Here is a 26431-nt window from a genome sequence, read left to right as displayed (position 1 = left end):
CCGGGGGGTCCCTCCCCCCGGGGGGGCGCGGCCCCCCCGGGGGGGGGCCCGTTTGTGAAACCCCCCCCCCCCCCCCCCCCCCCGGCGGGGGGGGGGGGGGGGGGGGGGGGGGGCGGGGGGGGCCCCCCCGCGTCCCGCGGACGTGGGCCGTGTACGGCCCTCGACTGCGATCTCGTCGGGCATGCGCCTCATGCTGTCACCGGGTGGCGTTCCGCATGCCGGGAACGGGGCACGAATGGTGATGGTTTACGGCGCTTTTACCGAATATTACGTACTACGAAAGGACGTACGCGAAACGACGTCAGGCGGTGACCGGACTGCTTCGTTCAGCGACGGAGCCGTTTTCCTGCGTCGGCACGGGTCCGGCGGCCTGGTCCGTTCCGGCCGCGGCCTCCCGCTCCGCCGCCAGGTTAGGCAGTGCCCCGCCGTAACGCCGGTCGCGGGAGGCGAACTGCTCGCAGGCCTTCCACAGGTGGCGCCGGTCGAAGTCCGGCCACAGCACGTCGTCGAACACCATTTCGGCGTACGCGGACTGCCACATCAGGAAGTTGGACGTCCGCTGCTCCCCTGAGGACCGGATGAACAGGTCGACGTCCGGCATGTCCGGCTCGTCCAGGTACTGGGCGAACACCTTCTCATCGATCTTCTTCGGGTCGAGCCGCCCTGCCGCGACCTCCAGTGCGATCAGTTGCGCCGCGTCGGCGACCTCGGCGCGGCCGCCGTAGTTGATGCACATCGCCAGGGTGAGGCGGGTGTTGTGCTTCGTGCGCTCCTCGGCGATCTCAAGCTCTTCGACGACGTTCTTCCACAGCTTGGGCCGCCGGCCGCACCAGCGGATCCGTACGCCCAGTTCGTCCATCTCGTCGATCCGTCGGTGGATCGTCTCGATGTTGAAGTTCATCAGGAAGCGGACTTCGTCCGGGGAACGCTTCCAGTTCTCGGTGGAGAACGCGTACGCCGACACGTAGCCGACACCCAGTTGCGCCGCGCCCTCGACGACGTCGAACAGGGACGATTCCCCAGCGGTGTGGCCTTCCGTACGGGACAGCCCGCGCCCCTTGGCCCAGCGGCCGTTGCCGTCCATGACCAGCGCCACGTGCTTGGGCACCAGGTCCAGCGGGATCGGCGGCGCGGTCGCCCCGGACGGGTGCGGCTTGGGGTCGCGGTACTCCGCGGAGGACCGGACCCGGGCCTGCTGCGAAGCCTGCTCAAGCGCCTTCGCCCGCGCCTTGCGGCCGCGCGACAGTCCCAGCAGGATCTTGCCGCCCGTACGCCCGGTCCGGCCGTCACGTGCGTCGCTCATCAGGTTCGCTCCACCAGTCTCAGAGAACGGATGCCCCGTTCCAGGTGCCATTGCAGATATGCCGCGACCAGTCCGCTGCCTTCACGGCGGTGACGGGACTGGCTGGCGTCAGCGCGGGGCCAGTCCCCCGTCAGCAGTGCGCCGAGCAGTTCCAGTGCCTCCGCAGAGGGTACGGCTGATCCGGGGGGACGGCAGTCGCCGCACACTACCCCGCCGCCGGAGACGGAGAAGAAACGGTGCGGGCCGAGCAGTCCGCAGTGCGCGCAGTCGGCGAAGCTGGGGGCGTAGCCGGCCACCGCCAGGGAGCGCAGCAGGAAGGCGTCCAGGACCAGTGCCGGTTCGTGCGCCCGGGTGGCCAGGGTGCGCAGCGCGCCGACTAGGAGGAGGTACTGCTGCACGGCGGGTTCAGCCTCGGCGTCGGTCAGCCGTTCGGCGGTTTCGAGTATGGCGGTTCCCGCGGTGTACGCGGCGTAGTCGGACGCCACGCCCTTGCCGAAGGCTGCGAGGGTCTCCACCTGGGTGATCGTCGGCAGGCCCCGGCCCGGGAAATCGCTGCCTTTGGCGAAGAACTGGATGTCCACGTGCGCGAACGGTTCGACCCGGGCTCCGAACTTCGATTTCGTACGGCGGACCCCGCGCGCAACGGCCCGGATGCGCCCGTGGCCCCGGGTGAGGACGGTGATGATGCGGTCCGCCTCACCCAGTTTCTGGGCGCGCAGGACGACACCTTCGTCGCGGATCAGGGTCATGTGTCCATTCTGCCGTGCCCCACTGTCGTCGCAGACCCTGCGGCCCCCCGGACCCCCGGACCCCCGGACCGTCGTCCCGTCGCCCCTTCCGGCCTCTCCGGCGGCCCCGTGCGGCTGCGGCGCCGCAGGCACGGGGCGGAATGAACTCCCGACTCTGCCGGATAGTGCAAGAGAACCCGGTCATCGAACGTTCATCGCGCCGGGCATGCAGGTCACCGGGCGCTCACCTCACCGGACGTTCACCGGAAACGGACCGTCAGCGCGGCATATGTCCTGCGGCATCCTCAAGGACCCGGTCGATACGGGCCCGGGTCATCCCCAGTTGGTCGCCCGCCGCGAGCAGCATGGCCCGCTCGCCGCTGTCGTACGGCCCGTCGGCCAGGGCGATCCCGGCAGCCAGCGCGATCAGGCACTCCCGCCCCGGCTGCTCCAGATGCGGGGCCAGCGCCGTCAGCGCCGCCGCCGGCCTGTGGCTGCCCCGGACCAGCAGGTCCACCGTCAACGCAGCGTCGTCGTACGCGGACACTCCCGTACCGAGGACGGCCGCGACCGCCGCCCCGCGCGCCGCGGAGGACCCCTCCGCGGCCCCGGCGGCCAGTGCCTCCACCGCGATCGCCCGGGTCGCGGCACGCAGCAGCAGAGTCAGGGCACGCCCGGTGGGGACCTCGAGCACAGCCGCGTCGTGCACCTTGGCGCACACGGCGCACTCGACACCGCCGCCGACACGCCCCAGCCTGGCCACCGGAACACCCAGGATGATCAGCCGCCGCTGCCCCGCGCCGCGCCTGTAGCGGCGGTCACCGCCGCATCCGGGACAGAAGAACTCTCCGTCGGCGAGCCGCGTCCGGTCCGTCCTGATCCGCACCATGAGCCACATGGCCTGCGCCTCCAGCGCCCCTCACCCGGACTGCCCGACCAGGTACCGGACAGCTTCACATCGTGTGTCGCCCCGCCGACGGGACCACGTGGACGTGAGAGTCGTCATAGCGTTGTCCTTATCGCGATGGTGGCACAGGAGGTACGCATAGTCATCAGGCCGGAGCCTGCTGTCATGCCATGTCCGGCTGACCGCGCCTAATCGCGCACCACAGGCGGGCCCTCCGTCCTATCTGTGTTCGCCAACGCGTCGACGGAGACGGGTAGCCACCGGTCCCCGCGGGCCAGAGAGCCGCCGGAAGCTGTGAAGTCGGCCCCGTGCCCGATGGCGAAGACCCTCCCGAGTGCGGGGAGGAACGACAGGCCCGCCCTGCCCTATGCCCCGCCGGCCGGCCCCCATCACCGGGCGGTGAATGGGGTCGCCCAGGCCCCGGCCCGTACCGCACGGGTCCGCCGGGCGGTGAAGGCGTGGTGGCACCGCGAGTCCCCTTCTCGCCCACGTCCCCAAGGGATCGCCCCAGACCTCCCCGGAGGAATGTGATGATCTCCCCCACCACCTGCTCCCTACCCCCGCACGCTTGCCGCCGAGCTCCCCGCGCAGGCCGACAGCCCCGTACGACTGTCCAGCTGGGTCCACCGGCGCAGGCGGTTGAAGTCCGTGATTTTCCTGGTCCTCCGCGACCGCTCCGGCACGGCCCAGATCGTTCTGGAGCCCGAAAGCGCCGCCCCGCCCGAGGAAACCCCGGTCGAGGCGTACGGCACCGCGACTGGTGACGGGCGGGCAGCGACTGCACCGTCACGAGGACTACCTCCGCGCGTTGGCCGAACGCGGCGAAGACCTCGGCGTGTACGCGGGCTACCTGTCCGCCTTCGCGCACGGCATGCCGCCGCACGGCAACGTCGCCATCGGTCTGGAACGCTGGGTCGCGCGCCTTGTCGGAGCGGAGAATGTCCGCACCGCGACGCTCTTCCCGCGTGACGCACACCGACTCAGCCCCTGACTGTCTTGATCGGTCACGTGGGCCCGGCAGGGTTCGAACTGTCGTGCCCCATCGCCGTTTCCCATCGCCGTTTCCCATCGCCGTTTCCTCGCGCAGAGAGGCAGAACGCCTGTGATCCCGCCCGCCGCACCGCTCGACTACAACCGCCACGGCCACGGATACCCCCTGCCCCGCCGGCCCGATCCACAGATCGCCGCGCTCGTGGACGTGGCGCCGGGGGACGCCCGTACGGTCGTCAACGTCGGTGCCGGGAACGGTTCGTACGAACCTCAGGACCGGCGTGTGATCGCGATCGAACCCTCAGCGGTCATGCGGGCGCAGCGCCCCCGGCAGCTGGCCCCGGCGATCGTGGGAGGTGCCGAATCCCTGCCGCTGGACGACGACTCGGTGAATGCAGCCATGGCGATGGTGACGGTCCATCACTGGATCGACCTGAAAAGGGGGCTGGGGGAGCTCCGCCGGGCGAGTCGGGGCCCGGTGGTGGTGTTGACCGTCGATCCTGTCGCGGTCAGCCGGTTCTGGATCGCGGAGTACTCGCCGGAATCCGTCACGCTGGAGGTCGGCCGGGTCCCGGGGTGGAACGGGTGGTTGCGGCACTCGGCGGAGCCGAGGTGCGCACAGTGCCAGTCCCGAGGGATTGCCTGGACGGGTTCCATGAGGCCCTCTACGCACGGCCTGAGGCGTTCTACGCACGGCCTGAGGCGTTCTACGCACGGCCTGAGGCGTTCCTCGATCCGGCGGTACGGCGGTATGACGGAGTCAATCGAGCTGGGCCCTCCTGGCCCCGGGCCAGGAGGAACGGGCCGTGACCGCTCTGGGGCGGGATATCGCCTCAGGCCGGTGGGACGAGAAGTTCGGTCACCTGCGGAAGCAGGAAGCGTACGAGGGTTCGTTGCGGCTGATCACGTCGGGCGGCGGCTGACCGGGCCGTCGGCGGGTCCGCCCGTGCCACTGCGACGGGCCGGACCGCTGGTCTTTTCCACGTCGACGTTGAGGCTGCGACGGGGCCGCCCTGACGAGGGATCACACCGCTACCCTCCCTGCATGATCCCTCGCCTTGGAGCGATCGTGGTCGACTGCCACGACCCCGCCCTACTCGCACAGTTCTGGTCGCACCTGCTCGGCGCCGGCCCCGTGAACCGGGATCCGGGCTGGTCGTACGTCGATTCGCCGGACTGCCCCCGCATCGCCTTCCAACGGGTCCCCGAGGGTAAGTCGGGCAAGAACCGGCTGCACTTCGACATCGAGGTGGCGGACATCGATCCGGCTGCCGACGGCCTCGAAAAGCACGGTGCCGTACGGCAGGGTGGCACCGTCCGCGACAAGCTCGGCGCCTTCCAGGTCATGTGTGATCCGGAAGGCAACGAGTTCTGTCTGGTGTCGGACTGACGGGCCCCGCGGGGGCCATCCCGTCCTGATCTACGCCCGTGTTTCAGCGGATCGCCACGGCCTGCGGCGCCGCCCCGTCCCGCTCCAGTTCCGGGTTGGCGTGGGGAAGGTCGGCGAGTCCGCCGTACGTCGTCAGAACTGCTCCGCGCGGCGCCTGGCGCGCCGTCGCACGGAGCAGTGCCGCATTGCTGGAACCGGCGTTGAGACTGCGGCAGATCGCAAGGATCTCCATGCCCACCCGCACCATTCGCGCGGGGAATCTGATTCCGGTCATTCGGGCGACCGGTCCGTACGACCGATACGGCCCGTACAACCGATACGGCGAATGCGGCCCGTACGACCAAAGCGGGCAAGTGCTGACCAGACGCACCGCGGCCGGGTCGTCCGGCGGACCGCCGCCCCCGCCCCCGCCGTCGCCGTCGCCGTCGCAGCAGCAACAGCAGCCGCCTGTCAGGCTGCGGGAACGCCTATCACGCCTTCGTGGAACGTGCTGCTGCAGGTTCCGCACTCGACGTGCCGCCCCTGGTCTTTGAACGGGAAGACCGGGATGAAGAACAACGTGAACCAACGGCGCGCCTGCTTGTGCCGGAAGTGCCCGGCGGGGCCGCAGGTCGGGCAGTTGAACGGCCCCTCGCCGAGCAGTTTGAAGATTGTCTTAGTGCCCCAGATGAGCATGTACTACCCCGTGGATCGATGGCCTGGACGCTGTTTGACGCAGCGTCAGCGCCGCCCCTCGTGGAGCGACGCCACGGAGGAGGGTGTCATAGTTCCCGGCGGCCGGTCTGTGACGTACGGCGCTCCGCGCGCCCGGGTACCGGGTCGCACACGGCACAGCTCCACTACACCCCTGGCCCCGTGCCGCGTACGAGCACGCGGCATGGGGCCAGGGATCGGGGCCAGGCACCGGGGCCGGGGCCAAGCAGTGGATCAAGTAGTCGATCAGCTCCGCGCTGCCCTGTTCACCGCGCTCACGACGGCCTTCAGCGAGGCCCGCACGATGTTCTCGTCGATGCCGACGCCCCACAGGACCTTGCCGTCGACGGCACACTCGACGTATGCGGCGGCGCGTGCGTCCTCGCCGCCGCTCATGGCGTGCTCGGAGTAGTCCAAGACCCGTACGTCGAAGCCCAGACCGCCGATCGCGCGGATGAACGCGTCCACGGGGCCGTTGCCGACACCCTCGATGGTCTGGTCGACGCCGTCGACGACCATGTCGACGGCGATGGCGTCCTTACCGCCGTCGATCGACGAAGTCTGGTGCCCGCGCAGTGCCAGGCGGCCCCACGGGGTGCCCGCGACCGGCAGGTACTCGTCCTGGAAGACGTTCCAGATCTGCGCCGGGGTGACTTCGCCGCCCTCGGCGTCGGTCTTGGACTGGATGATCCGGGAGAACTCGATCTGCGCCCTGCGCGGCAGGTCCAGCTTGTGGTCGGCCTTCAGCACGTACGCCACGCCGCCCTTGCCGGACTGCGAGTTGACCCGGATGACCGCCTCGTACGAACGACCCACGTCCTTCGGGTCGATCGGCAGGTACGGCACGCCCCACACCAGGTCGTCGACGCCCACGCCGGCTGCTGCGGCGTCGCGCTCCATCGACTCGAAGCCCTTCTTGATGGCGTCCTGGTGGGAGCCGGAGAAGGCGGTGTAGACCAGGTCGCCGGCGTACGGGTGTCGCGGGTGCACGGGCAGTTGGTTGCAGTACTCGACGGCGCGGCGCACCTCGTCGATGTCGCTGAAGTCGATGTACGGGTCGACGCCCTGCGAGAACAGGTTCAGGCCCAGGGTGACCAGGTCGACGTTCCCCGTACGCTCGCCGTTGCCGAACAGGCAGCCCTCGATGCGGTCGGCCCCGGCGAGGTAGCCCAGCTCGGCCGCGGCCACAGCGGTGCCGCGGTCGTTGTGCGGGTGCAGCGACAGGACGACCGAGTCCCGGCGGGCCAGGTTGCGGTGCATCCACTCGATGGAGTCCGCGTAGACGTTCGGGGTGGCCATCTCGATGGTGGCCGGCAGGTTCAGGATGACCTTGCGGTCGGGGGTGGGCTGCCACACGTCGGTGACGGCGTTGCACACCTCGACGGCGTACTCCAGCTCGGTGCCCGTGTACGACTCCGGGGAGTACTCGAAGAAGATCTCGGTGTCGCCCATGTTCTCGGCGTACTTCGCGCACAGCTTCGCGCCGTTGACCGCGATCTCGGTGATGCCCGCCTGGTCCAGCCCGAAGACGACCTTGCGCTGCAGAGTGGAGGTCGAGTTGTACAGGTGCACGATTGCCTGCTTGGCCCCGCGCAGCGACTCGAAGGTGCGCTCGATCAGTTCTTCGCGGGCCTGGGTCAGGACCTGGATGACAACGTCGTCCGGGATCAGGCCCTCTTCGATCAGCAGGCGTACGAAGTCGAAGTCGGTCTGTGACGCCGCGGGGAAACCGACCTCGATCTCCTTGTATCCCATGGCCACCAGCAGCTCGAACATCTTGCGCTTGCGGGCCGCGTCCATCGGGTCGATCAGTGCCTGGTTGCCGTCACGCAGGTCGACGGCGCACCACTGCGGAGCCTTGGTGATCGTCTTCGTCGGCCAGGTGCGGTCCGGCAGATCCACGGGCGCGAACGGTGCGTACTTGCCCACCGGCATCGCAGTCGGCTGCTGTACGGCGGCGGTGGACGTCAGGGGGTTGATCGTCATGGTCGGGTTCTCTCCTGCGGCGGTGGATGCTCCCGGGCACGTTCTAGGGAACGAACCCGGATCGGCCGGCGAAGACACCAGTTTGACGGCAGCACTACACCCCGCGACGAGGGAGGCCGGCCGAATCGTTCAGCTTGGAGACGGGCCCTCGACGCGGCGGCTAAGAAGGAGCAGCCACTGACGCATGATTCGGTCACGATACCCGACGTGCCCACGGGGTGGGCGGTACGTCCCAGGACTTGGACACGCCTGCGGCGGCCCGGGGCGTGTCCAAGTCAGGAAAGGGTGCACCTTGTACGGCAGAACCGGGCCTTGTGTACCGGAGCCCTGACTGCCCGCGCCGACAGCCGGGGTCCGCATGCCGGAACCCTGGCGCACTAAGTCAGAGCCCGGGCTCGAATACGTCAGAACCCGGGCTCAGGGCGTCAGAACCCGAACTCGGTGCGTGCGTCAGAACCCGAGCTTGCGCAGCTGCTTGGGGTCCCGCTGCCAGTCCTTGGCCACCTTGACGTGGAGGTCGAGGTAGACCGGGGTGCCGAGCAGCGCCTCGATCTGTTTGCGGGACTGGGAGCCGACCTCCTTGAGGCGGGAACCCTTCGCGCCGATGATGATCGCCTTCTGGCTGGGGCGTTCGACGTAAAGGATCGCGCGCACGTCGAGCAGCGGCCGGTCCAAGGCGCGGTCCTCGCGCGGGCTCATCTCGTCGATGACCACGGCCAGGGAGTGCGGCAGCTCATCGCGGACGCCTTCCAGTGCCGCCTCGCGGATCAGTTCCGCGACCATGATCTGCTCAGGTTCGTCGGTCAGGTCGCCGTCCGGGTACAGCGGCACGCTCTTGGGCAGCAACGGCGCGATGAGGTCCGCGAGCAGCTGCACCTGGTCGCCGGACACGGCCGACACCGGGATGATCTCGGCCCATTCGATGCCGAGTTCGACACCCATGCGGTGCACCGAGAGCAGGTGCTCGGCCAGTGTCTGCTTGTCCACCAGGTCGGTCTTGGTGATGATCGCGATCTTGGGGGTCTTCTTGATCCCGGCGAGTTCCTTGGCGATGAACTTGTCGCCGGGGCCGACCTTCTGGTCGGCGGGCAGGCAGAAGCCGATCACGTCGACCTCGGCCCAGGTCGTGCGCACCAGGTCGTTGAGCCGCTGGCCGAGGAGGGTCCGCGGCTTGTGCAGGCCGGGGGTGTCGACCAGGATCAGCTGGGCGTCAGGCCGGTGCACGATGCCCCGGACGGTGTGCCGCGTGGTCTGGGGGCGCCCAGAGGTGATCGCCACCTTGGTGCCCACCAGCGCGTTCGTCAGGGTCGACTTGCCGGCGTTGGGCCGGCCGACGAAGCAGGCGAATCCTGCGCGGAAAGGTTGGGCGGCGGGTTCGGGACGATCACTCATAGGTCTCATTGTCCCTCAGGCTGCGGTATGCGCCGTCGCCCGCCCGGCCGGGGGCTTCGTCGGCGCCTCCGCACGGCGCCACAACCGGCACCCGAGCAGCCACCACAGGGCCGCGAGCGCACCGGTGAGAGCGATCAGCCCGACTGTGCTGCGTGGCAGCAGTCCACCCAGCGGCGGGTAGTGCGCGCGGACTTTTTTCGACCCGGTACGGACCGCCTCAGCTGAAGTCCACCGGAGCCTTGTCCGCAAAGCGGGCCCAGAAGGACCAGGCGAAGATCCGGCAGGCCCCGTACATCAGCGAATGGGTGAATCCGGCTCCTGGCCAGCCCCGGTGGTACAGGTCGGAGTTCTTGGGGTGGAAAAGGAGAGACCGAAGGCATCGAATCCGTACACCGTACGGCCCCGGGCTTCAGGGCCCGGGGCCCCGGGCCCTGAAGCCCGGGACGCAGGCCAGGCCAGGCCAAACAGCCCCAGCCCCAGCCCCCCGGGCACGGGGCACAGGGTCTGGGGCGTGTGTGGAGCACAGAACCGGTAGGACATGGAACCGGTGGGACTCAGACCCAGTAGGTCGTTGAGCCAGAGAGCCAGAGAGCCAGTGAGCCGTAGAGCCAGCGCCGCTGCCGCTCAGGCCCGGATCGTCACCCGCAGCACCCCGTCCGGTCCTGCGATCAGCAGCGGGGTCCCGGTGCCGCCGAGGTCGCGCACCGCGGCCAGGTCCAGGTCGGCCGCCCCGTCCACCGCGGTGACCACCGCGGCGGCCTCCAGGGACTGTGCTCCGCTCGCCACAGCCATCGCGACGGCGGTCTGCACGGCGCTGAGTTTCAGAGAGGGCAGTGCGACGGACGAGGCGACGTATGTACGTCCGGTCTCATCCCGTACGGCGGCCCCTTCGGCAGCCCCGTTGCGGGCCCGCGCGGAGCGCGCCAGTGTCAGGATCTTGAGGTCTTCCGGGCTCGCTTCCGGATCAGTTTCCAGACCCGTTTCCAGACCCGTTTCCAGACCCGTTTCCAGACCCGCGCCGAGACCCGGGCCCGCCTGCGGGGTGGTGGTGTCGCTCATCGCGTCATCGGCCTTCCTGCGCTGCTGGGACCGCCACCGCCGGCGACGGTCTCCGCTGGGATCGTGTGCGCACAGTACAAGCCGCGTCCCGGGTCAGGACGTCGTGGGTTCCGGAGGGTCGCCGTGCTCCCCGGACGTGACCCGCGCGGGCAGCGCACGGGTCACCAGGACGGTGCCGATACGGTTGCGCCGCCCGGACGGGCGTTCGGCGGTCAACCGGAGTCCGGCGATCTCCGCGGCCGCCCCGGGGATGGGCACCTTGCCCAGGAGTTTGGCGAGCAGCCCGCCGACGGTCTCGACGTCCTCGTCGTCCAGTTCGATGTCGAACAGGTCACCGAGTTCGTCCACCGGGAGCCGCGCGGTGACCCGGAAGGTGCCGTCGCCGAGTTCCTCGACGTGCGGGGTCTCCACGTCGTATTCGTCGGTGATCTCCCCGACGATCTCTTCGAGGATGTCCTCGATGGTGACCAGTCCCGCCGTACCGCCGTATTCGTCGACGACGACGACCATGTGCGTACGGGTGGACTGCATGTCACGGAGCAGGTCGGCGGCGGGCTTGCTGTCCGGCACGAAGGTCGCGGGGCGCATCACCGACTCGACCGGGGTGACCGTCCAGTCCTCACCTGAGGTGTTGCTCCACCGCGCGAGATCCTTGAGGAAGACCACGCCGAGTACGTCGTCCTCGCTCTCCCCGGTCACGGGGATCCGCGAGTAGCCGCTCCGCAGCGCCAGCGACAGGGCCTGGCGGAGGGTCTTGTGGCGTTCGATGAACACCATGTCGGGGCGGGGCACCATGACTTCCCGTACGAGGGTGTCGCCCAGTTCGAGGACGGAGTGGAGCATTTCGCGCTCCTCGTCCTCGATCAGCGCGTCCTTCTCGGCGAGGTCCACGAAGGCCCGCAGTTCGGCCTCGGAGGCGAACGGGCCCTCACGGAAGCCCTTGCCGGGGGTCAGCGCGTTGCCCAGGAGGATCAGCAGCTTGGGCACGGGACCCAGGACCCGGGCCAGGCCGATCAGGACGGGGGCTCCGACCAGGCCGACCCGGACGGGGTGCTGGCGCCCCAGGGTGCGTGGGGAGACGCCGACTGCCACGTACGACACGACCGTCATCACCGCGATCGCGGTGAGGACGGCCTGCCAGGTGCTGTCGGTCTTCTTCAGGCAGACGACGGTGACCAGCACGCCCGCCGCCATCTCACAGGCGACCCTGATGAGGGTGGCGAGGTTCAGGTAGCGGGCCGGGTCCTGAACGACCTTGAGGAGGCGTTCGGCTCCGCGCCGGTCGGCCCGTACGAGCTCTTCGGCCCGGACCTTGGACGTGCGGGCGAGCGCGGTCTCCATAGCGGCGGACAGCCCCGCGACCACGACCAGCACGACGGCTGCGGCGATGAGTTGGACGACGGTGTCAGAGGCCACGGGAGGTCCTCGTACAGTGCCCCGCGCTCACGTCTGGTCCCCGGGCGGATCGCCCGCCGGCGCCTCGCTCACGGTCGGGGTCACCGCGGTGAAGGTGCCAGTGCGCTCTTCCTGCCAGGCCCGCAGGATGCCGGCCTGCAGGGCGAACATCTCGCGCTCCTCCTCGGGCTCGGCGTGGTCGTAGCCGAGCAGGTGGAGCGACCCGTGCACGGTGAGGAGCGCGAGTTCGTCGGCGGTGGCGTGCCCGGCGGCCTTGGCCTGCCGCTCCGCGACGGTGGGGCAGATGATGATGTCGCCGAGGAGACCCAGCGGGGGGTCCTCGTCGTCCTTGCCCGGACGGAGCTCGTCCATCGGGAAGGACATCACGTCGGTCGGCCCGGGGAGATCCATCCACTGGATGTGGAGCTGCTCCATCGCCGCCTCGTCGACGATCACGATGGAGAGTTCGGCCAGCGGATGGATCCGCATCCGGTCGAGCGTGAATCGGGCGACGTCCACGAGCGCGTGCTCGTTGAGTTCGTAGCCGGATTCGTTGGCGATGTCGATGGACATGCCGGCGGTTCACTTCCCTAGGACGGACGGTCGTTCTTGCGTGGTGCGGTTTCGCCTGGTGCTGTTTTGCGTGGACCGGTTCTGCGTGGACCGGTTCTGCCTGGTGCTGTTTCGCATGGCGCTGACATGCATCCTGCTGTCAAATGCGCCACTTTTTCCTACGTCGAGCCGTCGTACGTCGAGCAGTCGTACGTCGAGCAGTCGTACGTCGAGCAGTCCTACGTCGAGCTGCGGACGTGGGGCCGACCGCCGCGGGAGCGCGGCACACCGTCTCCGTTGTCGCTGTTTTCGCCGTCCTTCCTGCTGTCACGTTCGGCGTCGTAACGGCCGTACGCGTCGACGATCCGGCCGACCAGCTCGTGTCGCACGACGTCCTCGCTGGTCAGGTGGCGGAAGTCGATGTCCTCCACCCCTTCGAGGATGCGCTGGATGACCTTCAGCCCACTCTCGGTGCCGCCGGGCAGGTCCACCTGGGTGGTGTCGCCGGTGACCACGATCTTGGAGTTGAAGCCGAGCCGGGTCAGGAACATCTTCATCTGGTCGGCCGAGCTGTTCTGAGCCTCGTCCAGGATGATGAAGGCGTTGTTGAGGGTCCGGCCGCGCATGAACGCCAGCGGAGCGACCTCGATGGTCCCGGCGGCCATCAGCCCTGGGATCGAGTCGGGGTCGATCATGTCGTGCAGCGCGTCGTACAACGGTCGCAGATACGGATCGATCTTCTCGTACAGGGTGCCTGGCAGGAAACCGAGCCGCTCGCCGGCCTCGACCGCCGGACGGGTGAGGATGATCCGGGTGACCTGCTTGTTCTGGAGTGCCTGCACGGCTTTGGCCATGGCCAGGTAGGTCTTGCCCGTACCGGCGGGGCCGAGCCCGAAGACGATCGTGTGCGTGTCGATCGCGTCCACATAACGCTGCTGGTTGATCGTCTTGGGACGGATCGTGCGACCGCGGTTGGTCAGGATGCTCAAGGTCAACACCTTGCCCGAGGCGGACGCCCCACCGGCCCCCGCACCGTCCGCGCCACCGTCGCCCGAACGCAGGAAACCGATGAGACGTTCGACGACGTCCTCGGTCAGCGGCTGTCCGGTGCGCAGCACCAGCATCATCTCGTCGAACAGGCGTTGGACGAGGGCGACCTCGGCAGGAGGGCCGCTCGCGGTGACTTCGTTGCCCCGGACGTGTACGTCAGCGTCCGGGAAACCGTTCTCGATCACCCGCAGGAGGACGTCGCGGGTGCCCAGGAGGGCCACCATGGGGTGCTTCGCGGAGATTTCGATCTTCGCCTGGACAGGCTCGGACGGGGACTGCCCCGGAGCCTGTCGTGGAGGTTGGTCCGTGCCTTCACGCGGATTGTCGCGCGTGTCGTCGGAAGAACCTGTGGACGCGGTGGGCGCGACACCGAGGCGCGCCTTCGATGCAGGAGCCATGGGTCGGCCGCGAACGGCCTGCTCACGCCTTCTTTCCGTTGCTCGGATCGGAAGAACTGTCCTGTGACCATGGTAACTCGCACGCGTCGGCGGACCCGTGGAGTTTTCCCATCCGATCGGCGGCACCCAGTGCGCCTCCTTGGGGGACACCGCTGGGGCGCCACCGCTGGGGCGCCACCGCTGGGCCGCCATTGTTGAGGGGCCATTGTTGAGGCGCCACCGCTGATGGGACACCGCTGATGGGACACCGCTGATGGGACACCGAAAACACCGATGACCGAGTACGGAATTGAAGCTACGTCCTGCGCGGCACCTTGATCCGGTCGAGGTCGTGGACCGCGACGCAGTTCTCGAACACTTCCCGGGCCTCCGCCAGCAGCGGCGCCACATCCGGGTAGCGCTGGGAGAAGTGGGTGAGCACCAGGAGCCGCGCCCCCGACTCGCGCGCGATGAGCGCGGCCTGCCGGGCGGTGAGGTGCCCGTGGTCCTCGGCCAGCCCCGCGTCGGCTTCCGCGAACGTGGATTCGCACACCAGCATGTCCGCGCCTTCGGCCAGGGCCAGCGCCCCGTCACACCATCGTGTGTCCATGATGAAGGCGAACCGCTGCCCCGGGCGGGGCTCGCTGACGTCCTCCAGCCGGACGCCGCCCACAGACCCTTCCCGTTGCAGCCGCCCGACGTCGGGTCCGCTGATGCCGTGCCCGGCCAGTTTCGCCGGGAGCATCCGGCGGCCGTCCGGCTCGATGAGGCGGTAGCCGTACGACTCGACCGGGTGGGACAGGCGGCGCGCTTCCAAGGTGAACGCGGGCAGGGCGAAGCTGACGGCGTCCCCCGCCAGTGGGGATTCCTTCAGCACCACCGCTTCGTGGAAGGCCGACGCGTGGTGCAGCCGGTCGAACCAGTGCTGGCCGCTCTGCGGGAAGTACGCGGTGACCTCGTGCTGCACCCGGTCCAGCGACAGGCGCTGGACGACTCCGGGGAGGCCGAGGCAGTGGTCCCCGTGGAAGTGGGTGACGCAGATCCGGGTGATGTCGTTCGCCGCGACTCCGGCGTACAGCATCTGCCGCTGCGTCCCCTCCCCCGGATCGAACAGGATCCCTTCACCGTCCCAGCGGAGCAGGTATCCGTTGTGGTTGCGGTGCCGGGTGGGCGCCTGGGAGGCGGTGCCCAGGACGATGAGTTCGCGAGTGGACACAGGGGTTACCCGGGAGGCCAGTTCAGGCCACGGCCACCAAGGATGTGCGCGTGGACGTGGAAGACCGTCTGCCCGGCCCCGGGGCCCGTGTTGAACACGACCCGGTAGCCCGACTCGTCGATCTTCTCGGCGACGGCGATCGAAGCGGCTGCGGCGAGGAGGCGGCCGGCGAGGGCGGGGTCGGCCGCGCCGAGTTCGCCCGCGTTGCGGTGGTGGTCGCGCGGGATGACCAGGATGTGCGTCGGGGCCTGCGGGTTGATGTCCCGGAAGGCGAGGACGTCGTCGGTCTCGTACACGACGGTGGCGGGCACCTCCCCGACTGCGATCTTGCAGAACAGGCAGTCGGACTGCCCCTCGACGGGTTGGACTGCTCCGGGCGCCATGCGCGCCTCCTTTGGCAGAGTCGGGAGAGGACGTCGGAAAGGACGTCAGGGGAGGACGTCCGGGCTGGATGCCCCGGACGGACTCGGGATCCGGCCCCGATCCTATGAGACCGCCCAGGTCGCGGGGTGCGGCGGCACAGCGGCTGGTGCACGCGGGCGACCGGCGGTGCGGCACGAAGACTCTTCCTGGGGGCGGGCTGCGTTCGGGAAGGCGCGGGGACCATCGGCACGGAGCGTGGGACGGGGCGTACGGGTACCTTCCCCGGAGCAGGACGCCGGAGTCAGCGCCGGAGTCAGCGCCGCACCCATTCCCTGCGGTACGCCGCCCAGTCGTCCTCGGTCGCGGCGAAGTCCACGTACAGCCCCACGCCGATACGGTCCGGCCCAGACGCCCCGCGCAGCCCCGTCCGCACCGCGCGGGCGGCGGTGGCGACCTTCTCGGCGTCTTCGTGGTGGCCGATGGTGTCGTCGTGGTAGGCGGGCAGGCCCATCATCACGTCGACCCCGCGCGGGGCGTTCCGGAGCGCGAGTTCGGTCTGCCGGGCGATGTAGCCGCCGAACAGGCCCCGGGTGGGCAGCCAGGTGTCGTACGCCATGACTGCGACCTGGTCGACCTGTTCGCCGACAGCCCGGAAGTACTCGGGGGACCACCATTTGGTGCCGTGGTCGCGGGGCGGGGGCGAAGAGCCCGTCGCGCTGCCGAGCGCGGCTCGCAGCGTGTGGGTGAACCGGACCGTCCCGATGAGGTTGTCGACCGGTTCGATCTGGGAGGTGGCGACGGACAGCACAGCGCCCCGTGCGCGCGTCAGGTCGTGGGCCCGGGTCAGGATGTCGAGGAAGTCACGGTCCCCGTCCGGCATGGGTTCGAGGTCGTAGTGGACGCCCTCGAAGCCGAGGTCGAGGACCTTTGTGGCCGCTGCCACCACGTTTGCGCGGCGGTCGGGGCGCCGGTCGAGTTTGCCCGGACCGACCACGTTGCCGAGCCACGCCTGGACCCGCACCCCGGGGGCGGCGCCGTGCACGGCGTCGACGAGGCCCCGTGCCTGGCGCGCGAGGCCCGGATCGAGACTCCCGTCGTCCTCCAGCGGCCCGGTGTGCACGTAGAGGTCGCGGATGCCCGTGCCGCGGATGCGGTCGGCCAGGGCCGCGATGTCCGCCGGCCCCTTGCGTCCGTCGACCCAGGCGTGTCCCATCCACAGGGCATCCCGCCCGGTGGTTCCGGCACTGTCCGCCGGAGCGCCGGTGTACTGGAGCCGGAGGGCCGTCAAGGTGCCGATTCCGGTGGTGAGCGCGCCGATGAGCATGGTGACCACCAAAACTGTCGCTCCGCGCAGGGCGCGTCGCACCCGGGTTGCTCTCACGCGGCACAGGGTGGCACAGGGTGGCACAGGGTGGCACAGCACAAGATCAGTCGGGAAGGGTCCGGCGGAGGTCGGTGGCTCCGGGCGGGCCGGCACGGGGGCACAGGTCGGTGGCCCCGGGCGGGCTGGCACGGAGCCCCAGTCGAGCTCCCGTTCAGGCCTTCTGCGGGAATCCCGGCGGGGAACGACGCAGAGCGGTCCGGTGGCCCCGTGCCTCCTGGCCCGGGGCCACCTCGTGCGCAGGGCGGCACGTCGACCGCTCAGCCCCAGCGCCCCGCCCGCGCCAGGAGCACCGCCGCCGCCGTGACCCCGGCTGTGGAGGTCCGCAGCACTGTGGGACCCATCCGGTACGTCCCGGCCCCCGCCCCGGTGAACGCGGCCAGTTCCTCTGGAGTGAGGCTTCCCTCCGGGCCGATGACCAGGACCAGATCGCCCACCGTAGGCGGCACGACGCGGGCCCATGGCCGTGTGGCGTCCTCATGCAGCACCGCGGCGAAGTCCGCGCCGGCCAGCAGCGCTGTGACCTGCTTGGTACTCATGAGGTCGGTGACTTCGGGGAAGTGCGTACGCCGGGCCTGCTTCGCGGCCTCACGGGCGGTCGACCGCCACTTGCTGAGTGCCTTGACGCCCCGTTCGCCCTTCCACTGGGTGATGGAGCGCGCTGAGGACCATGGCACGACGCGGTCGACGCCGACCTCGGTCATGGTCTCGACGGCGAGTTCACCGCGGTCGCCCTTGGGCAGGGCCTGGACCACGGTGATACGCGGGGCCGGTGCGGGTTCCTGGGTACGTTCGCTGATGTCGACGAAGAGGGTGTCCTTGCCGACGATCTTGGTGACTTCGCCCCGTACCGACAGCCCGGCGCCGTCGACGAGGACGATCTCCTCACCGAGGCCCAGCCGGCGCACGGTGACCGCGTGCCTGCCTTCCGTACCGTCCAGGACCGCCCGGTCACCTGACTGCAGGGCCTCGGTGTCGACGATGAAGACCGGTGCGCTCACGAAAAACTCCCAGCGGAAAGAGCCTGCAGAAGGATCCTGTAGAAGGACCCTGTGGTGAAAGGCCCTGTGGAAAGACCCCCGAAAAAGATGATGGGCGGATCCCCCCACGTACGGGGGGTGATCCGCCCACCATCATCACGCATCACGGGCTACCGCCCGTTGAAGGCGTCCTTCAGCTTGGAGAAGAGGTTCTGCTGTCCGGGTTTGTACTTGCCCAGGGGCCGTTCCTCGCCGCGCAGCTTGGCCAGTTCACGCAGCAGTTCCTCCTGACGCGCGTCCAGCTTCAACGGGGTCATGACCTCAACGTGCACGATGAGGTCGCCGCGCCCGTTGCCGCGCAGGTGTGTGATGCCGCGCCCGTGCAGTGGGATGGACTGGCCGGACTGCGTGCCCGGCCGGATGTCCAGCTCCTCCTGGCCGTCCAGAGTCTGCAACGGCACCTTGGTGCCGAGCGACGCCGCGGTCATCGGCAGCTCGACGGTGCAGTGCAGGTCGTCCCCGCGGCGCTCGAACTGCTCGTGCTCGCGTTCGACGATCTCCACGTACAGGTCGCCGGGCGGGCCGCCGCCGGGGCCGACTTCGCCCTCGCCGGCCAGCTGGATGCGGGTGCCGGAGTCCACGCCCGCCGGGATCTTGACCGTGAGGGTCCGCCGGGCCCGGATGCGGCCGTCGCCGGCGCACTCGGGGCACGGGTGCGGCACCACGGTGCCGAAGCCCTGGCACTGCGGACACGGCCGCGAGGTCATGACCTGGCCGAGGAACGACCGGGTGACCTGGGAGACCTCACCGCGACCGCGACACATGTCGCAGGTCTCGGCATGGGTTCCGGGCGCCGCGCCTTCACCGTTGCACGTAGTGCAGGTGACGGCCGTGTCGACCTGGATCTCCTTGGTCGTCCCGAACGCGGCCTCTTCGAGGGTGATCTCGATGCGGATCATCGCGTCCTGGCCGCGGCGGGTCCGCGAGCGCGGTCCGCGCTGCGAGGCCTGGCCGAAGAAGGCGTCCATGATGTCGCTGAAGCCGAACCCTGCGTTGCCGAAGCCGCCGGCCCCGCCGTTCGGGCTGAGCGGGTCGCCGCCCAGGTCGTACATCTGCCGCTTCTGAGCGTCCGAGAGGACCTCGTAGGCGGCGTTGATCTCCTTGAACCGCTCCTGGGTCTTCGGATCGGGGTTGACATCCGGGTGCAGCTCGCGAGCGAGCCGACGGAATGCTTTCTTGATCTCTTCGGGGGTGGCGTCGCGCCGCACACCGAGAGTTTCGTAGTAGTCCGCTGCCACTACGACTCCGCGAGAATCTGTCCGACGTACCGTGCCACGGCGCGTACCGCTCCCATCGTTCCCGGGTAGTCCATCCTTGTCGGGCCCAGCACACCGAGTTTGGCCAGCGACTGTGCGCCGTTGCCGTACCCGGTGGAAACCACTGACGTGGCGGCCAGGCCCTCATGCATGTTCTCGTGTCCGATGCGGACCGTCATCCCCGGGTCCCCGCTCTCGCCCAGAAGCCGGAGGAGCACCACGTGCTCCTCCAGTGCTTCGAGCACCGGGCGGATGGTCATCGGGAAGTCCGGACCGAACCGTGTGAGGTTGGCCGTGCCCGCGAGCACGACTTTCTCCTCCTGCTGTTCGACGAGGGTGTCGAGCAGAGTAGCCAGCACCGAGTTCACGACCGGACGGTCCTCCGAAGTGAAGGATTCCCCTAGATCCTGCACCAAGGTGGGCACATCGGTGAAACGCCGTCCGACGACCCGGGCGTTGAGCCGGGCCCGCAGGTCGGCGAGCAGGCTTTCGCTGATGGGCGCGGGGGCGTCCATGTTGCGCTGTTCGACCCGCCCGGTGGAGGTGATGAGCACCAGCATCACCCGGGCGGGGGTCAGCGCGAGGAGTTCCACATGCCGCACAGTGGAGCGCGTCAGTGAGGGGTACTGCACCACGGCGACCTGCTGGGTCAACTGGGCCAGCAACCGGACCGTACGCCCGACGACGTCGTCGAGGTCGAGTGCGCCTTCCAGGAAGACGGAGATGGCCCGGCGTTCGGCTCCGGACAGCGGCTTGATCGTCGACAGCCGGTCGACGAACAGGCGGTAGCCCTTGTCGGTGGGCACCCGGCCTGCACTGGTGTGCGGTTGGGCGATGTAGCCCTCTTCTTCGAGGGCCGCCATGTCGTTGCGGATCGTGGCCGGGGAGACCCCGAGGTTGTGCCGGTCGGTCAGAGCCTTTGATCCGACCGGCTCTTCTGTTGCGACGTAGTCCTGCACGATGGCGCGCAGCACCGCGAGCTTGCGTTCGTCCAGCACGTGGCGCACCTCCCTCGCATCAGTCGCTTCCGCGGCCGCTTCACGGCCGTTCCGCGGGACCCGGGCGCTGGCACTCCAGGACCCGGAGTGCCAGTGTACGGCGGCCGTACGACGGACCGTACCCCGCAACCACCGTCCGGGGTAGGGCATGGTAAACCCCATGAGCGACTATCTCCGCAGGTGGGAGCAGATCGGGGCGGCACCGGGGTGTTTCCGGCGGTACGTTCCGGAGTTGATGCTGAACCTCGCTGTGGTCAGTGGGGCTGACGGGCTGACCCTGGTCGACACGAGTTCGTACGAACGGGAGACCGAGGGCTTCCTCGATGAACTCGCCGTGGAGTTCCCGGGGCTCCCCGTGACGGATCTCGTCTATACGCACGGCCACTTCGACCACTGCTACGGCGGGGCCGCCGTCGTACAGCGCTTCCCGGACGTCAGGGTGTGGGGGCACGAGGCGTTGCCGGCTTATCTGGAGCGGTTCGGTGACGAGGGGCGCGCGAGCGCGGTCCACCACGGTTTTCCGGAAGAAGAAATGACGGCCGTACGGATTACCCCACCGTCCCGCCTGGTGGCCCCGGGCCGTCCCGCACGGGTCGGCAGGTGCGTGCTGTTCGCTCTGGCCCGGGGCCACACCGGTGCCGATCTGGCCGTGCACGTGCCCGATGCGGGGCTCGTCGTCGCCGGGGACGTGATCGAGGAGGGGGCGCCGCCCGCGTACGGGCCGGACTCGTACCCGCAGGAGTGGCCGGGGACGCTGGAGCGGCTGTTCGCGGAGCTCGACGCGGGCGTCTGGCTGCCGGGGCACGGGGCCGTGGTGGACAGGGCCTTCGTGGAACGGCAGATCGACTACGTCCGCGGGGTCGCGGCGCGCCCCGTGGAGCATGACGGTTCATCGGATTAACGTCGCGCCTCATGCACGAACAGCAGGAAACACCGCAGGGCACGCCGCGCAGCAGACTGTATTCCCCCGATCTGACCCCACCGTGGAAGCGGTCCAAGCCTGCCCCGGAGGTGGAGGCCGTACCCGATCTGGTGGTGGAAGAGGCCGAGACCGGCTTCTGCGGGGCGGTGGTGCGTGTGGAGAAGAGCCCCGAAGGTTTTGTCGTCACGCTGGAGGACCGGCACGGGAAGCTGCGGGTGTTCCCGATGGAGCCCCGCGCCTTCATGGTCGACGGCGAGACGGTGACCCTGGTGCGGCCTCGGTCCGGGCCCCAGTCCGGGCCCCGTGCTGCGGGAACCGCTCCCGGCCCGGGGCCCGGCACCGGACGGCCGAGCCGACTTGTGACCACCGCCTCCGGATCGCTCGCGGTGCCCGGCGCGCGGGCCCGGGTGGCCCGCGCGGGGCGCATCTACGTGGAGGGCCGGCACGATGCCGAACTGGTCGAGCGGGTATGGGGCGACGACCTGCGGATCGAAGGCGTCGTCGTGGAGTATTTGGAGGGGATCGACGACCTTCCGGCGATCGTCGCGGAGTTCGCCCCGGGCCCGGACGCACGGCTGGGCGTCCTGGTCGACCACCTTGTCCCCGGCAGCAAGGAATCGCGCATCGCGGCGCGGGTGACGAACCCTCACGTCCTGATCGTCGGGCATCCGTACGTGGACGTCTGGCAGGCGGTCAAACCGTCGTCGGTAGGGATTGAGGCGTGGCCCACAGTGCCGCGGGGCCAGCCGTGGAAGGAAGGCGTCTGCGCGGGGCTCGGCTGGCCCGTCGACACGCCAACCGCCTGGAAGCGCATTCTTGGGCGAGTAAGGACATACCGTGATCTGGAGCCGGAGCTTTTGGGCGGTGTTGAGCGTTTGATTGATTTCGTGACGACCTGACCCGGTTTCCACTCTGGATCACTATCCGACGACAATCGCAATTCGGTCTTAACATTTGGACCCCTGCCCACCATCCTGTTCCATGCAAAAATGCGGCACCCAACCGAACGGAAGGGTGCCCCTTTTTGCCTGAATTCGGCCTGAACTCCGATTCACCGCTCCCGCATGGAGGACGAGATGACTGCACACTCGACAAGACGACGTGGAATTGCCGCCTGTGCCGTCGCAGCAGCCAGCGTGTTGCTGATCGCCGGCTGCGGTGACTCAAAGGACGACAAGACGGACACGTTCAAGTTGGTGGAGCCGAACGCGACGATCAACCAGGTCGCCGCTGACCCCACCCTCGCCGCCCTGGTACCGGCCGACCTGAAGGCCGGCGGCAAGTTGGTCGTCGGAAGCGACACCACCTACGCGCCGAACGAGTTCATCGCCGCCGACGGCAAGACAATCGTGGGTATGGACGTCGACATGGGCAAGGCGATCGCCGCCAAGCTCGGCCTGACCGCGGAGTTCCAGACCTCCGAATTCACCGCTGTCATCCCCGGCGTGCAGTCCAAGAAGTTCTCGATCGCCATGTCCTCCTTGACGGACAGCAAGGAGCGCGAGGAGAAGGTCGACATGGTCACCTACTTCTCCGCGGGAACCTCGCTGGCCGTACTGAAGGGGAACCCGTCCAAGGCCGACGCGGCCGACCTGTGCGGCAAGAAGGTCGCCATGCAGACCGGCACCGTCCAGGCCGACGAGGTCAAGGACAAGCGGAATCCCGACTGTGTGAAGGCCGGGAAGAAGACGATTCTGAACGACGGTGACAAGTTCGACAAGCAGACCGACGTCACCAACGCCCTCATGGCGAAGCGCGACCAGGTGATGATGGCCGACAGCCCGGTCATCGACTACGCAGTCAAGGCGACCAACGGCAAGATCGAGAAGTTGGGCGCGTCGTACGAGGCCGCCCCGTACGGCATCGCAGTCGCCAAGGGCAACGGGGACCTCGCCAAGGCGATCCAGGGAGCGGTCCAGGCGCTGATCAAGGACGGCACCTACAAGCAGATCGTGGAGAAGTGGGGCGTCCAGGCGGGCGCGGTCACCGACTCCAAGATCAACGGCGCCGAAAGCTGATTCTCCCCGTCGGCCTGAGAGTTAGGTCCCTGCAGTGAATGCTCCCCGACCTGCGGCCGGGGCGGTGGACAAGGTGCGACCTGAAGCGATCAAGGCCGTTCCCGTCCGCCACCCCGGCCGCTGGGCGGGTACGGCCGTCGTCGCCGTACTCGCCGCCATGCTCGTCCACGCCCTTGTCGCCAACCCCGTCTTCGAGTGGAACGTAGTCGGCGACTACCTCTTCGACTCGAACATCCTGCGCGGGCTGAAGGTGACCCTGCAGCTCACCGTCTGCGCCATGGCCATGGGCCTGGTCGGCGGTGTGCTCCTGGCAGTCATGCGACTGTCCCCCAACCCCGTATTCTCCATCAGCGCCTGGGTGTTCATCTGGGTGTTCCGCGGCACTCCCATCCTTGTCCAGCTCGTCTTCTGGGGCTTCATCGGCCTGCTGTGGGAGAGGATCTCCCTCGGCATTCCGTTCGGCCCGGAATTCTGGTCGCAACCGACCAACGACCTCATCCCCCTGTTCACCGCCGCGCTCCTGGGTCTGGGGCTGAACGAAGCCGCTTACATGGCTGAGATCGTCCGCGCCGGGATCCTGTCGGTCGACGAGGGGCAGGCCGAAGCGGCCCAGTCGCTGGGCATGTCGCGCACTCAGACGCTGCGGCGCATCGTGCTCCCCCAGGCGATGCGGGTGATCATCCCGCCGACGGGCAACGAGACGATCTCGATGCTCAAGACCACGTCCCTGGTCACGATCATCTCGCTGGAAGAACTCTTCCGCGCCGGACAGAACATCTACTCCCGCACCTTCCAGAACATTCCGCTCCTGGTTGTGGTCAGCATCTGGTACCTGTTGCTGACCTCAATCCTGACTGTGGGTCAGTACTACCTTGAGCGCCACTTCGCCAGGGGCGCCAACCGGCAGCTCCCGCCCACCCCGCTGCAGAAACTGCGCAGCATGGTGGAGGCACGAACGAATTCCCGCACCACTCCGCGTACGAAGGCAAAGGCCCCGTTGACGGTCCAGCGCGCTCCGGAGTCCAACTCCGGCGGGACGGGTGGTCTGTGATGGCTGAACTGAGCATGACGGCGCAGACCGGGATCACTCCCATGGTCAAGGCCGAATCCGTCCTCAAATCCTTCGGGCACCTCGAAGTCCTCAAGGGCATCGACCTGGAAGTGGCCCCGGGCGAGGTGTTCTGCATCGTCGGCCCGTCCGGTTCGGGCAAGTCGACCTTCCTGCGGTGCATCAACCACCTGGACAAGATCAGCGGCGGGCGTCTGTGGGTGGACGGCGAACTGGTCGGCTACCGGCAGAAGGGCGACAAGCTGTACGAGTTGAAGGACTCGGAAGTCGCCCTCAAACGCCGTGACATCGGCATGGTGTTCCAGCGCTTCAACCTGTTCCCACACATGACGGCCCTGCAGAACGTCATGGAGGCGCCCGTTCGCGTCAAGGGGCAGCCGAAGCACGCCGCGCGGGAGAGCGCGGGGCGTCTTCTCGACCGTGTCGGGCTCGGCAACAAGCAGGACTCCTACCCCGCGCAGCTTTCGGGCGGTCAGCAGCAGCGGGTGGCGATCGCCCGGGCGCTGGCCATGGAACCCAAACTGATGCTGTTCGACGAACCGACTTCGGCGCTCGACCCGGAATTGGTCGGCGAGGTGCTGGATGTCATGCGGGGCCTGGCCGCGGACGGTATGACGATGATTGTGGTGACCCATGAGATGGGCTTCGCCCGGGAGGTCGGCGACGCGCTGGTCTTCATGGACGAAGGCGTTGTGGTCGAAGCCGGCCACCCACGTGAAGTGCTGGCCAACCCACAACACGATCGTACGAAGGCGTTCCTGTCGAAGGTCCTCTGAGACCCGTGCGGGAAGGAAAACCCCTGGCACGGGGCCACGTGGTCGCGTGGCCCCGTGCGGTGGTCGCGTGGCCCCGTGCGGTGGTCCGGGCCCGTGCGGTGGTCCGGGCCCGTGCGCTGGCGCGGGCCCGGTTTTTCAGACCCGTGCGGTGGTTCAGCCCTGCGCGGCGGTCAACCGTACGATCGACTCGTCGTCGCAGTCCGCCCAGAACGCGCCCACGACGTCCTCCAGGTGCTGCATCGACTCGGCGCGGTACAGGATGTCCTGGTAGTGGGTGATGTCGTACTGCATCGTGCCCATCGCTCTGAGGTCCAGCGGCCGGATGTCCACGTCGCGGAACTCGCGGATCTCACCGTACGAGGACAGGATCCCGGCGCCGTACGCCTTGAGTTCGCCGCCCTCCCGCATCACGCCGAACTCCATCGTGAACCAGAAGATCTTCGAGACGAACTCCAGCGCCTCCCGGGTCTCCACCCGCCGCGCGGCGTCGCCGGCGAGCCGGTACAGCGCGGCGAACCGGTCGCTGGCCAGGGCGTTGGCGTGCCCGAGCACCTCGTGCACCACGTCGGGCTCCGGGGTGTACAGCGGCACGCTGTGATGCCGGATGTACTGCGTGGAGTGGAACCTGCTGTCCGCCAGGGTGCCGTAGAACTCCCGCAGTTCGACCAGTCCGGCGGCGGGGAGGTAACGGAAGCCGGTCAGTGGTTCGAGCAGGTCACCGACCTCCTCCAACTGCGGGATCCGGTCGGTCGGCAGCTTCAGCCGCTCGGCCCCGTGCAGGTACTCGTCCACCGCGAGTTCCTCGTGGGCGACGGCCAGCTCACGCGAGACGATCCGCCAGACCTCGTGCTCCTCCGCCGTGTACTCCACCTCGGGGACCGGTTCACCCGCTTTGTACTCCAACGCCAGTTCCGCGATGCGGTTGCGGCGCACACGGTAGACCTCGTCGGCGAAACCGGGGTGGTCCTTGGCCAGTTCGACCTCCACCCCGCCGTCGGCCGTACGGGTCACCGGGGCCAGGTACTGGGCCTCCTCGAACATTGCCGCCTCCACAAGTACATGCTCGGTGGGTGATACCGGGTACGGTCCGCCCACGCGCGATTCCAGTATGTGCCCGGGGGATCGCCCCGGCCTGTGGGCTCATCGCACCACCGTCCGACTGCTGAGACAAGGGGTTGGTGCGCCTAGGGGGCTGTGGAGGGCACACAGTGGGCGAAATGGACGGTTGTGAGGCCCCGTGCCCTAACGCACGGGGCAGGCCCGGTGGGAGTATTCAGGCCAGTCGGGTGACGGACGGGAACAGGTGGGGCGATGACGGGCGGCTCTTCAGCACGGCACGGGGCCCAGGACGGACCCAGAACGCCGGAAAGCGACGGCCCCGGGACGCCGGCGAACAGACGATTGGAGAGTGGGGAGCCGGAAACCCGCGGGCCGGGAAGCGACCGGTCCGAGAGCGGACTTTCGGAGAGCGGACTTTCGGAGAGCGGACGTTCGGAGAGCGGACGTTCGGAGAGCGGACGTTCGGAGAGCGGACGTTCGGAGAGCGGACGTTCGGAGAGCGGACGTTCGG

General features: G+C 68.8%; 27 protein-coding genes and 1 pseudogene. 9 read left to right on the top strand and 19 right to left on the bottom strand.

The window, feature by feature from the left end:
- Positions 1-301: 301 nt before the first annotated feature.
- The 3 genes from AC0Z36_RS26290 to AC0Z36_RS26280 form a co-directional block, all read right to left on the bottom strand.
- Positions 302-1303: an isoprenyl transferase gene (locus tag AC0Z36_RS26290; protein ID WP_485465540.1), complete on the bottom strand. Its 1002-nt coding sequence runs from the start codon at positions 1301-1303 to the stop codon at positions 302-304.
- Positions 1303-2052, bottom strand: coding sequence for a DNA repair protein RecO (recO, locus tag AC0Z36_RS26285; RefSeq protein WP_485465539.1), 750 nt, complete (start codon positions 2050-2052; stop codon positions 1303-1305). Before recO ends, AC0Z36_RS26290 begins: the two co-directional genes overlap by 1 nt.
- 256 nt (positions 2053-2308) lie before the next feature.
- Positions 2309-2929, bottom strand: coding sequence for a TerB family tellurite resistance protein (locus tag AC0Z36_RS26280; protein ID WP_485465538.1), 621 nt, complete (start codon positions 2927-2929; stop codon positions 2309-2311).
- A 769-nt stretch (positions 2930-3698) separates the two neighbouring features.
- On the opposite strand from AC0Z36_RS26280, the gene AC0Z36_RS26275 reads away from it, so the two are divergent.
- Together AC0Z36_RS26275 and AC0Z36_RS26270 are read left to right on the top strand one after the other, a co-directional pair.
- Complete coding sequence (locus AC0Z36_RS26275; protein ID WP_485465537.1) at positions 3699-3929, top strand: amino acid--tRNA ligase-related protein; 231 nt, start codon at positions 3699-3701, stop codon at positions 3927-3929.
- Positions 3930-4040: 111 nt separating this feature from the next.
- Positions 4041-4334, top strand: a pseudogene (locus tag AC0Z36_RS26270) (class I SAM-dependent methyltransferase); the annotation flags it as partial.
- 14 nt (positions 4335-4348) lie between these two features.
- On the opposite strand, the gene AC0Z36_RS26265 reads toward AC0Z36_RS26270, so the two are convergent.
- A complete protein-coding gene (locus AC0Z36_RS26265) occupies positions 4349-4585 on the bottom strand; it encodes a hypothetical protein (RefSeq protein ID WP_485465545.1) in 237 nt (78 codons plus the stop codon).
- A gap of 388 nt (positions 4586-4973) precedes the next feature.
- Here AC0Z36_RS26265 and AC0Z36_RS26260 point away from each other — a divergent pair, with 388 nt between their 5' ends.
- Positions 4974-5318 carry a VOC family protein gene (locus tag AC0Z36_RS26260; protein WP_485465544.1) on the top strand — a complete coding sequence of 115 codons (345 nt, stop codon included), beginning with the start codon at positions 4974-4976 and terminating at the stop codon, positions 5316-5318.
- A 43-nt stretch (positions 5319-5361) separates the two neighbouring features.
- Here AC0Z36_RS26260 and AC0Z36_RS26255 read toward each other — a convergent pair whose 3' ends face one another.
- From AC0Z36_RS26255 to hrcA, 14 genes are all read right to left on the bottom strand, one after another.
- Positions 5362-5550 (bottom strand): hypothetical protein, encoded by a 189-nt coding sequence (locus AC0Z36_RS26255; RefSeq protein WP_485465536.1) that lies wholly within the window; start codon positions 5548-5550, stop codon positions 5362-5364.
- A gap of 218 nt (positions 5551-5768) precedes the next feature.
- Complete coding sequence (locus AC0Z36_RS26250; protein WP_485465535.1) at positions 5769-5993, bottom strand: zinc-ribbon domain-containing protein; 225 nt, start codon at positions 5991-5993, stop codon at positions 5769-5771.
- 264 nt (positions 5994-6257) lie between these two features.
- Positions 6258-7997 (bottom strand): 2-isopropylmalate synthase, encoded by a 1740-nt coding sequence (leuA, locus tag AC0Z36_RS26245; protein ID WP_485465534.1) that lies wholly within the window; start codon positions 7995-7997, stop codon positions 6258-6260.
- A 450-nt stretch (positions 7998-8447) separates the two neighbouring features.
- Entirely contained in the window at positions 8448-9398 is a 951-nt protein-coding gene (gene era, locus AC0Z36_RS26240; RefSeq protein WP_485465533.1) for a GTPase Era, read from the bottom strand.
- A 615-nt stretch (positions 9399-10013) separates the two neighbouring features.
- The gene (locus AC0Z36_RS26235; protein WP_485465543.1) at positions 10014-10364 is read right to left on the bottom strand and encodes a cytidine deaminase; all 351 of its coding nucleotides are present in this window, start codon (positions 10362-10364) and stop codon (positions 10014-10016) included.
- A gap of 177 nt (positions 10365-10541) precedes the next feature.
- Entirely contained in the window at positions 10542-11864 is a 1323-nt protein-coding gene (locus AC0Z36_RS26230) for a hemolysin family protein (protein WP_485465532.1), read from the bottom strand.
- A 27-nt stretch (positions 11865-11891) separates the two neighbouring features.
- Positions 11892-12416 carry an rRNA maturation RNase YbeY gene (ybeY, locus tag AC0Z36_RS26225; protein ID WP_485465531.1) on the bottom strand — a complete coding sequence of 175 codons (525 nt, stop codon included), beginning with the start codon at positions 12414-12416 and terminating at the stop codon, positions 11892-11894.
- Positions 12417-12634: 218 nt separating this feature from the next.
- The gene (locus tag AC0Z36_RS26220) at positions 12635-13669 is read right to left on the bottom strand and encodes a PhoH family protein (protein WP_485465542.1); all 1035 of its coding nucleotides are present in this window, start codon (positions 13667-13669) and stop codon (positions 12635-12637) included.
- Between the two features lie 469 nt (positions 13670-14138).
- Positions 14139-15038, bottom strand: coding sequence for a ribonuclease Z (locus AC0Z36_RS26215; RefSeq protein ID WP_485465530.1), 900 nt, complete (start codon positions 15036-15038; stop codon positions 14139-14141).
- 5 nt (positions 15039-15043) lie between these two features.
- Positions 15044-15421 carry a histidine triad nucleotide-binding protein gene (locus tag AC0Z36_RS26210; RefSeq protein ID WP_485465529.1) on the bottom strand — a complete coding sequence of 126 codons (378 nt, stop codon included), beginning with the start codon at positions 15419-15421 and terminating at the stop codon, positions 15044-15046.
- A 293-nt stretch (positions 15422-15714) separates the two neighbouring features.
- On the bottom strand, positions 15715-16782 hold the full coding sequence (locus tag AC0Z36_RS26205) for a hypothetical protein (protein ID WP_485465528.1): 1068 nt from the start codon (positions 16780-16782) through the stop codon (positions 15715-15717).
- Between the two features lie 260 nt (positions 16783-17042).
- Entirely contained in the window at positions 17043-17783 is a 741-nt protein-coding gene (locus AC0Z36_RS26200; protein WP_485465527.1) for a 16S rRNA (uracil(1498)-N(3))-methyltransferase, read from the bottom strand.
- Between the two features lie 149 nt (positions 17784-17932).
- Entirely contained in the window at positions 17933-19060 is a 1128-nt protein-coding gene (gene dnaJ, locus AC0Z36_RS26195) for a molecular chaperone DnaJ (protein WP_485465526.1), read from the bottom strand.
- Positions 19060-20076: a heat-inducible transcriptional repressor HrcA gene (hrcA, locus tag AC0Z36_RS26190; protein WP_485465525.1), complete on the bottom strand. Its 1017-nt coding sequence runs from the start codon at positions 20074-20076 to the stop codon at positions 19060-19062. Before hrcA ends, dnaJ begins: the two co-directional genes overlap by 1 nt.
- Positions 20077-20236: 160 nt before the next feature.
- On the opposite strand from hrcA, the gene AC0Z36_RS26185 reads away from it, so the two are divergent.
- The 5 genes from AC0Z36_RS26185 (at position 20237) to AC0Z36_RS26165 (ending at position 24861) form a co-directional block, all read left to right on the top strand.
- Positions 20237-20977: an MBL fold metallo-hydrolase gene (locus tag AC0Z36_RS26185; RefSeq protein ID WP_485465524.1), complete on the top strand. Its 741-nt coding sequence runs from the start codon at positions 20237-20239 to the stop codon at positions 20975-20977.
- A gap of 11 nt (positions 20978-20988) precedes the next feature.
- Positions 20989-21897: a DUF3097 domain-containing protein gene (locus AC0Z36_RS26180; RefSeq protein WP_485465523.1), complete on the top strand. Its 909-nt coding sequence runs from the start codon at positions 20989-20991 to the stop codon at positions 21895-21897.
- A gap of 177 nt (positions 21898-22074) precedes the next feature.
- A complete protein-coding gene (locus AC0Z36_RS26175) occupies positions 22075-23016 on the top strand; it encodes an ABC transporter substrate-binding protein (RefSeq protein WP_485465522.1) in 942 nt (313 codons plus the stop codon).
- Between the two features lie 34 nt (positions 23017-23050).
- The gene (locus AC0Z36_RS26170; RefSeq protein WP_485465521.1) at positions 23051-24067 is read left to right on the top strand and encodes an amino acid ABC transporter permease; all 1017 of its coding nucleotides are present in this window, start codon (positions 23051-23053) and stop codon (positions 24065-24067) included.
- The gene (locus AC0Z36_RS26165; protein WP_485465520.1) at positions 24067-24861 is read left to right on the top strand and encodes an amino acid ABC transporter ATP-binding protein; all 795 of its coding nucleotides are present in this window, start codon (positions 24067-24069) and stop codon (positions 24859-24861) included. The genes AC0Z36_RS26170 and AC0Z36_RS26165 overlap by 1 nt, the downstream gene beginning before the upstream one ends.
- Positions 24862-25014: 153 nt before the next feature.
- Here AC0Z36_RS26165 and AC0Z36_RS26160 read toward each other — a convergent pair whose 3' ends face one another.
- Complete coding sequence (locus AC0Z36_RS26160; protein ID WP_485465519.1) at positions 25015-25902, bottom strand: phenylalanine 4-monooxygenase; 888 nt, start codon at positions 25900-25902, stop codon at positions 25015-25017.
- A 367-nt stretch (positions 25903-26269) separates the two neighbouring features.
- Here AC0Z36_RS26160 and AC0Z36_RS26155 point away from each other — a divergent pair.
- The coding region (locus tag AC0Z36_RS26155; protein ID WP_485465541.1) for a pentapeptide repeat-containing protein at positions 26270-26431 on the top strand (162 nt) is incomplete at its 3' end.

Source organism: Kitasatospora sp. UYEF31 (assembly GCF_057291755.1).
This window is presented reverse-complemented; position numbering and strand designations above follow the sequence as displayed.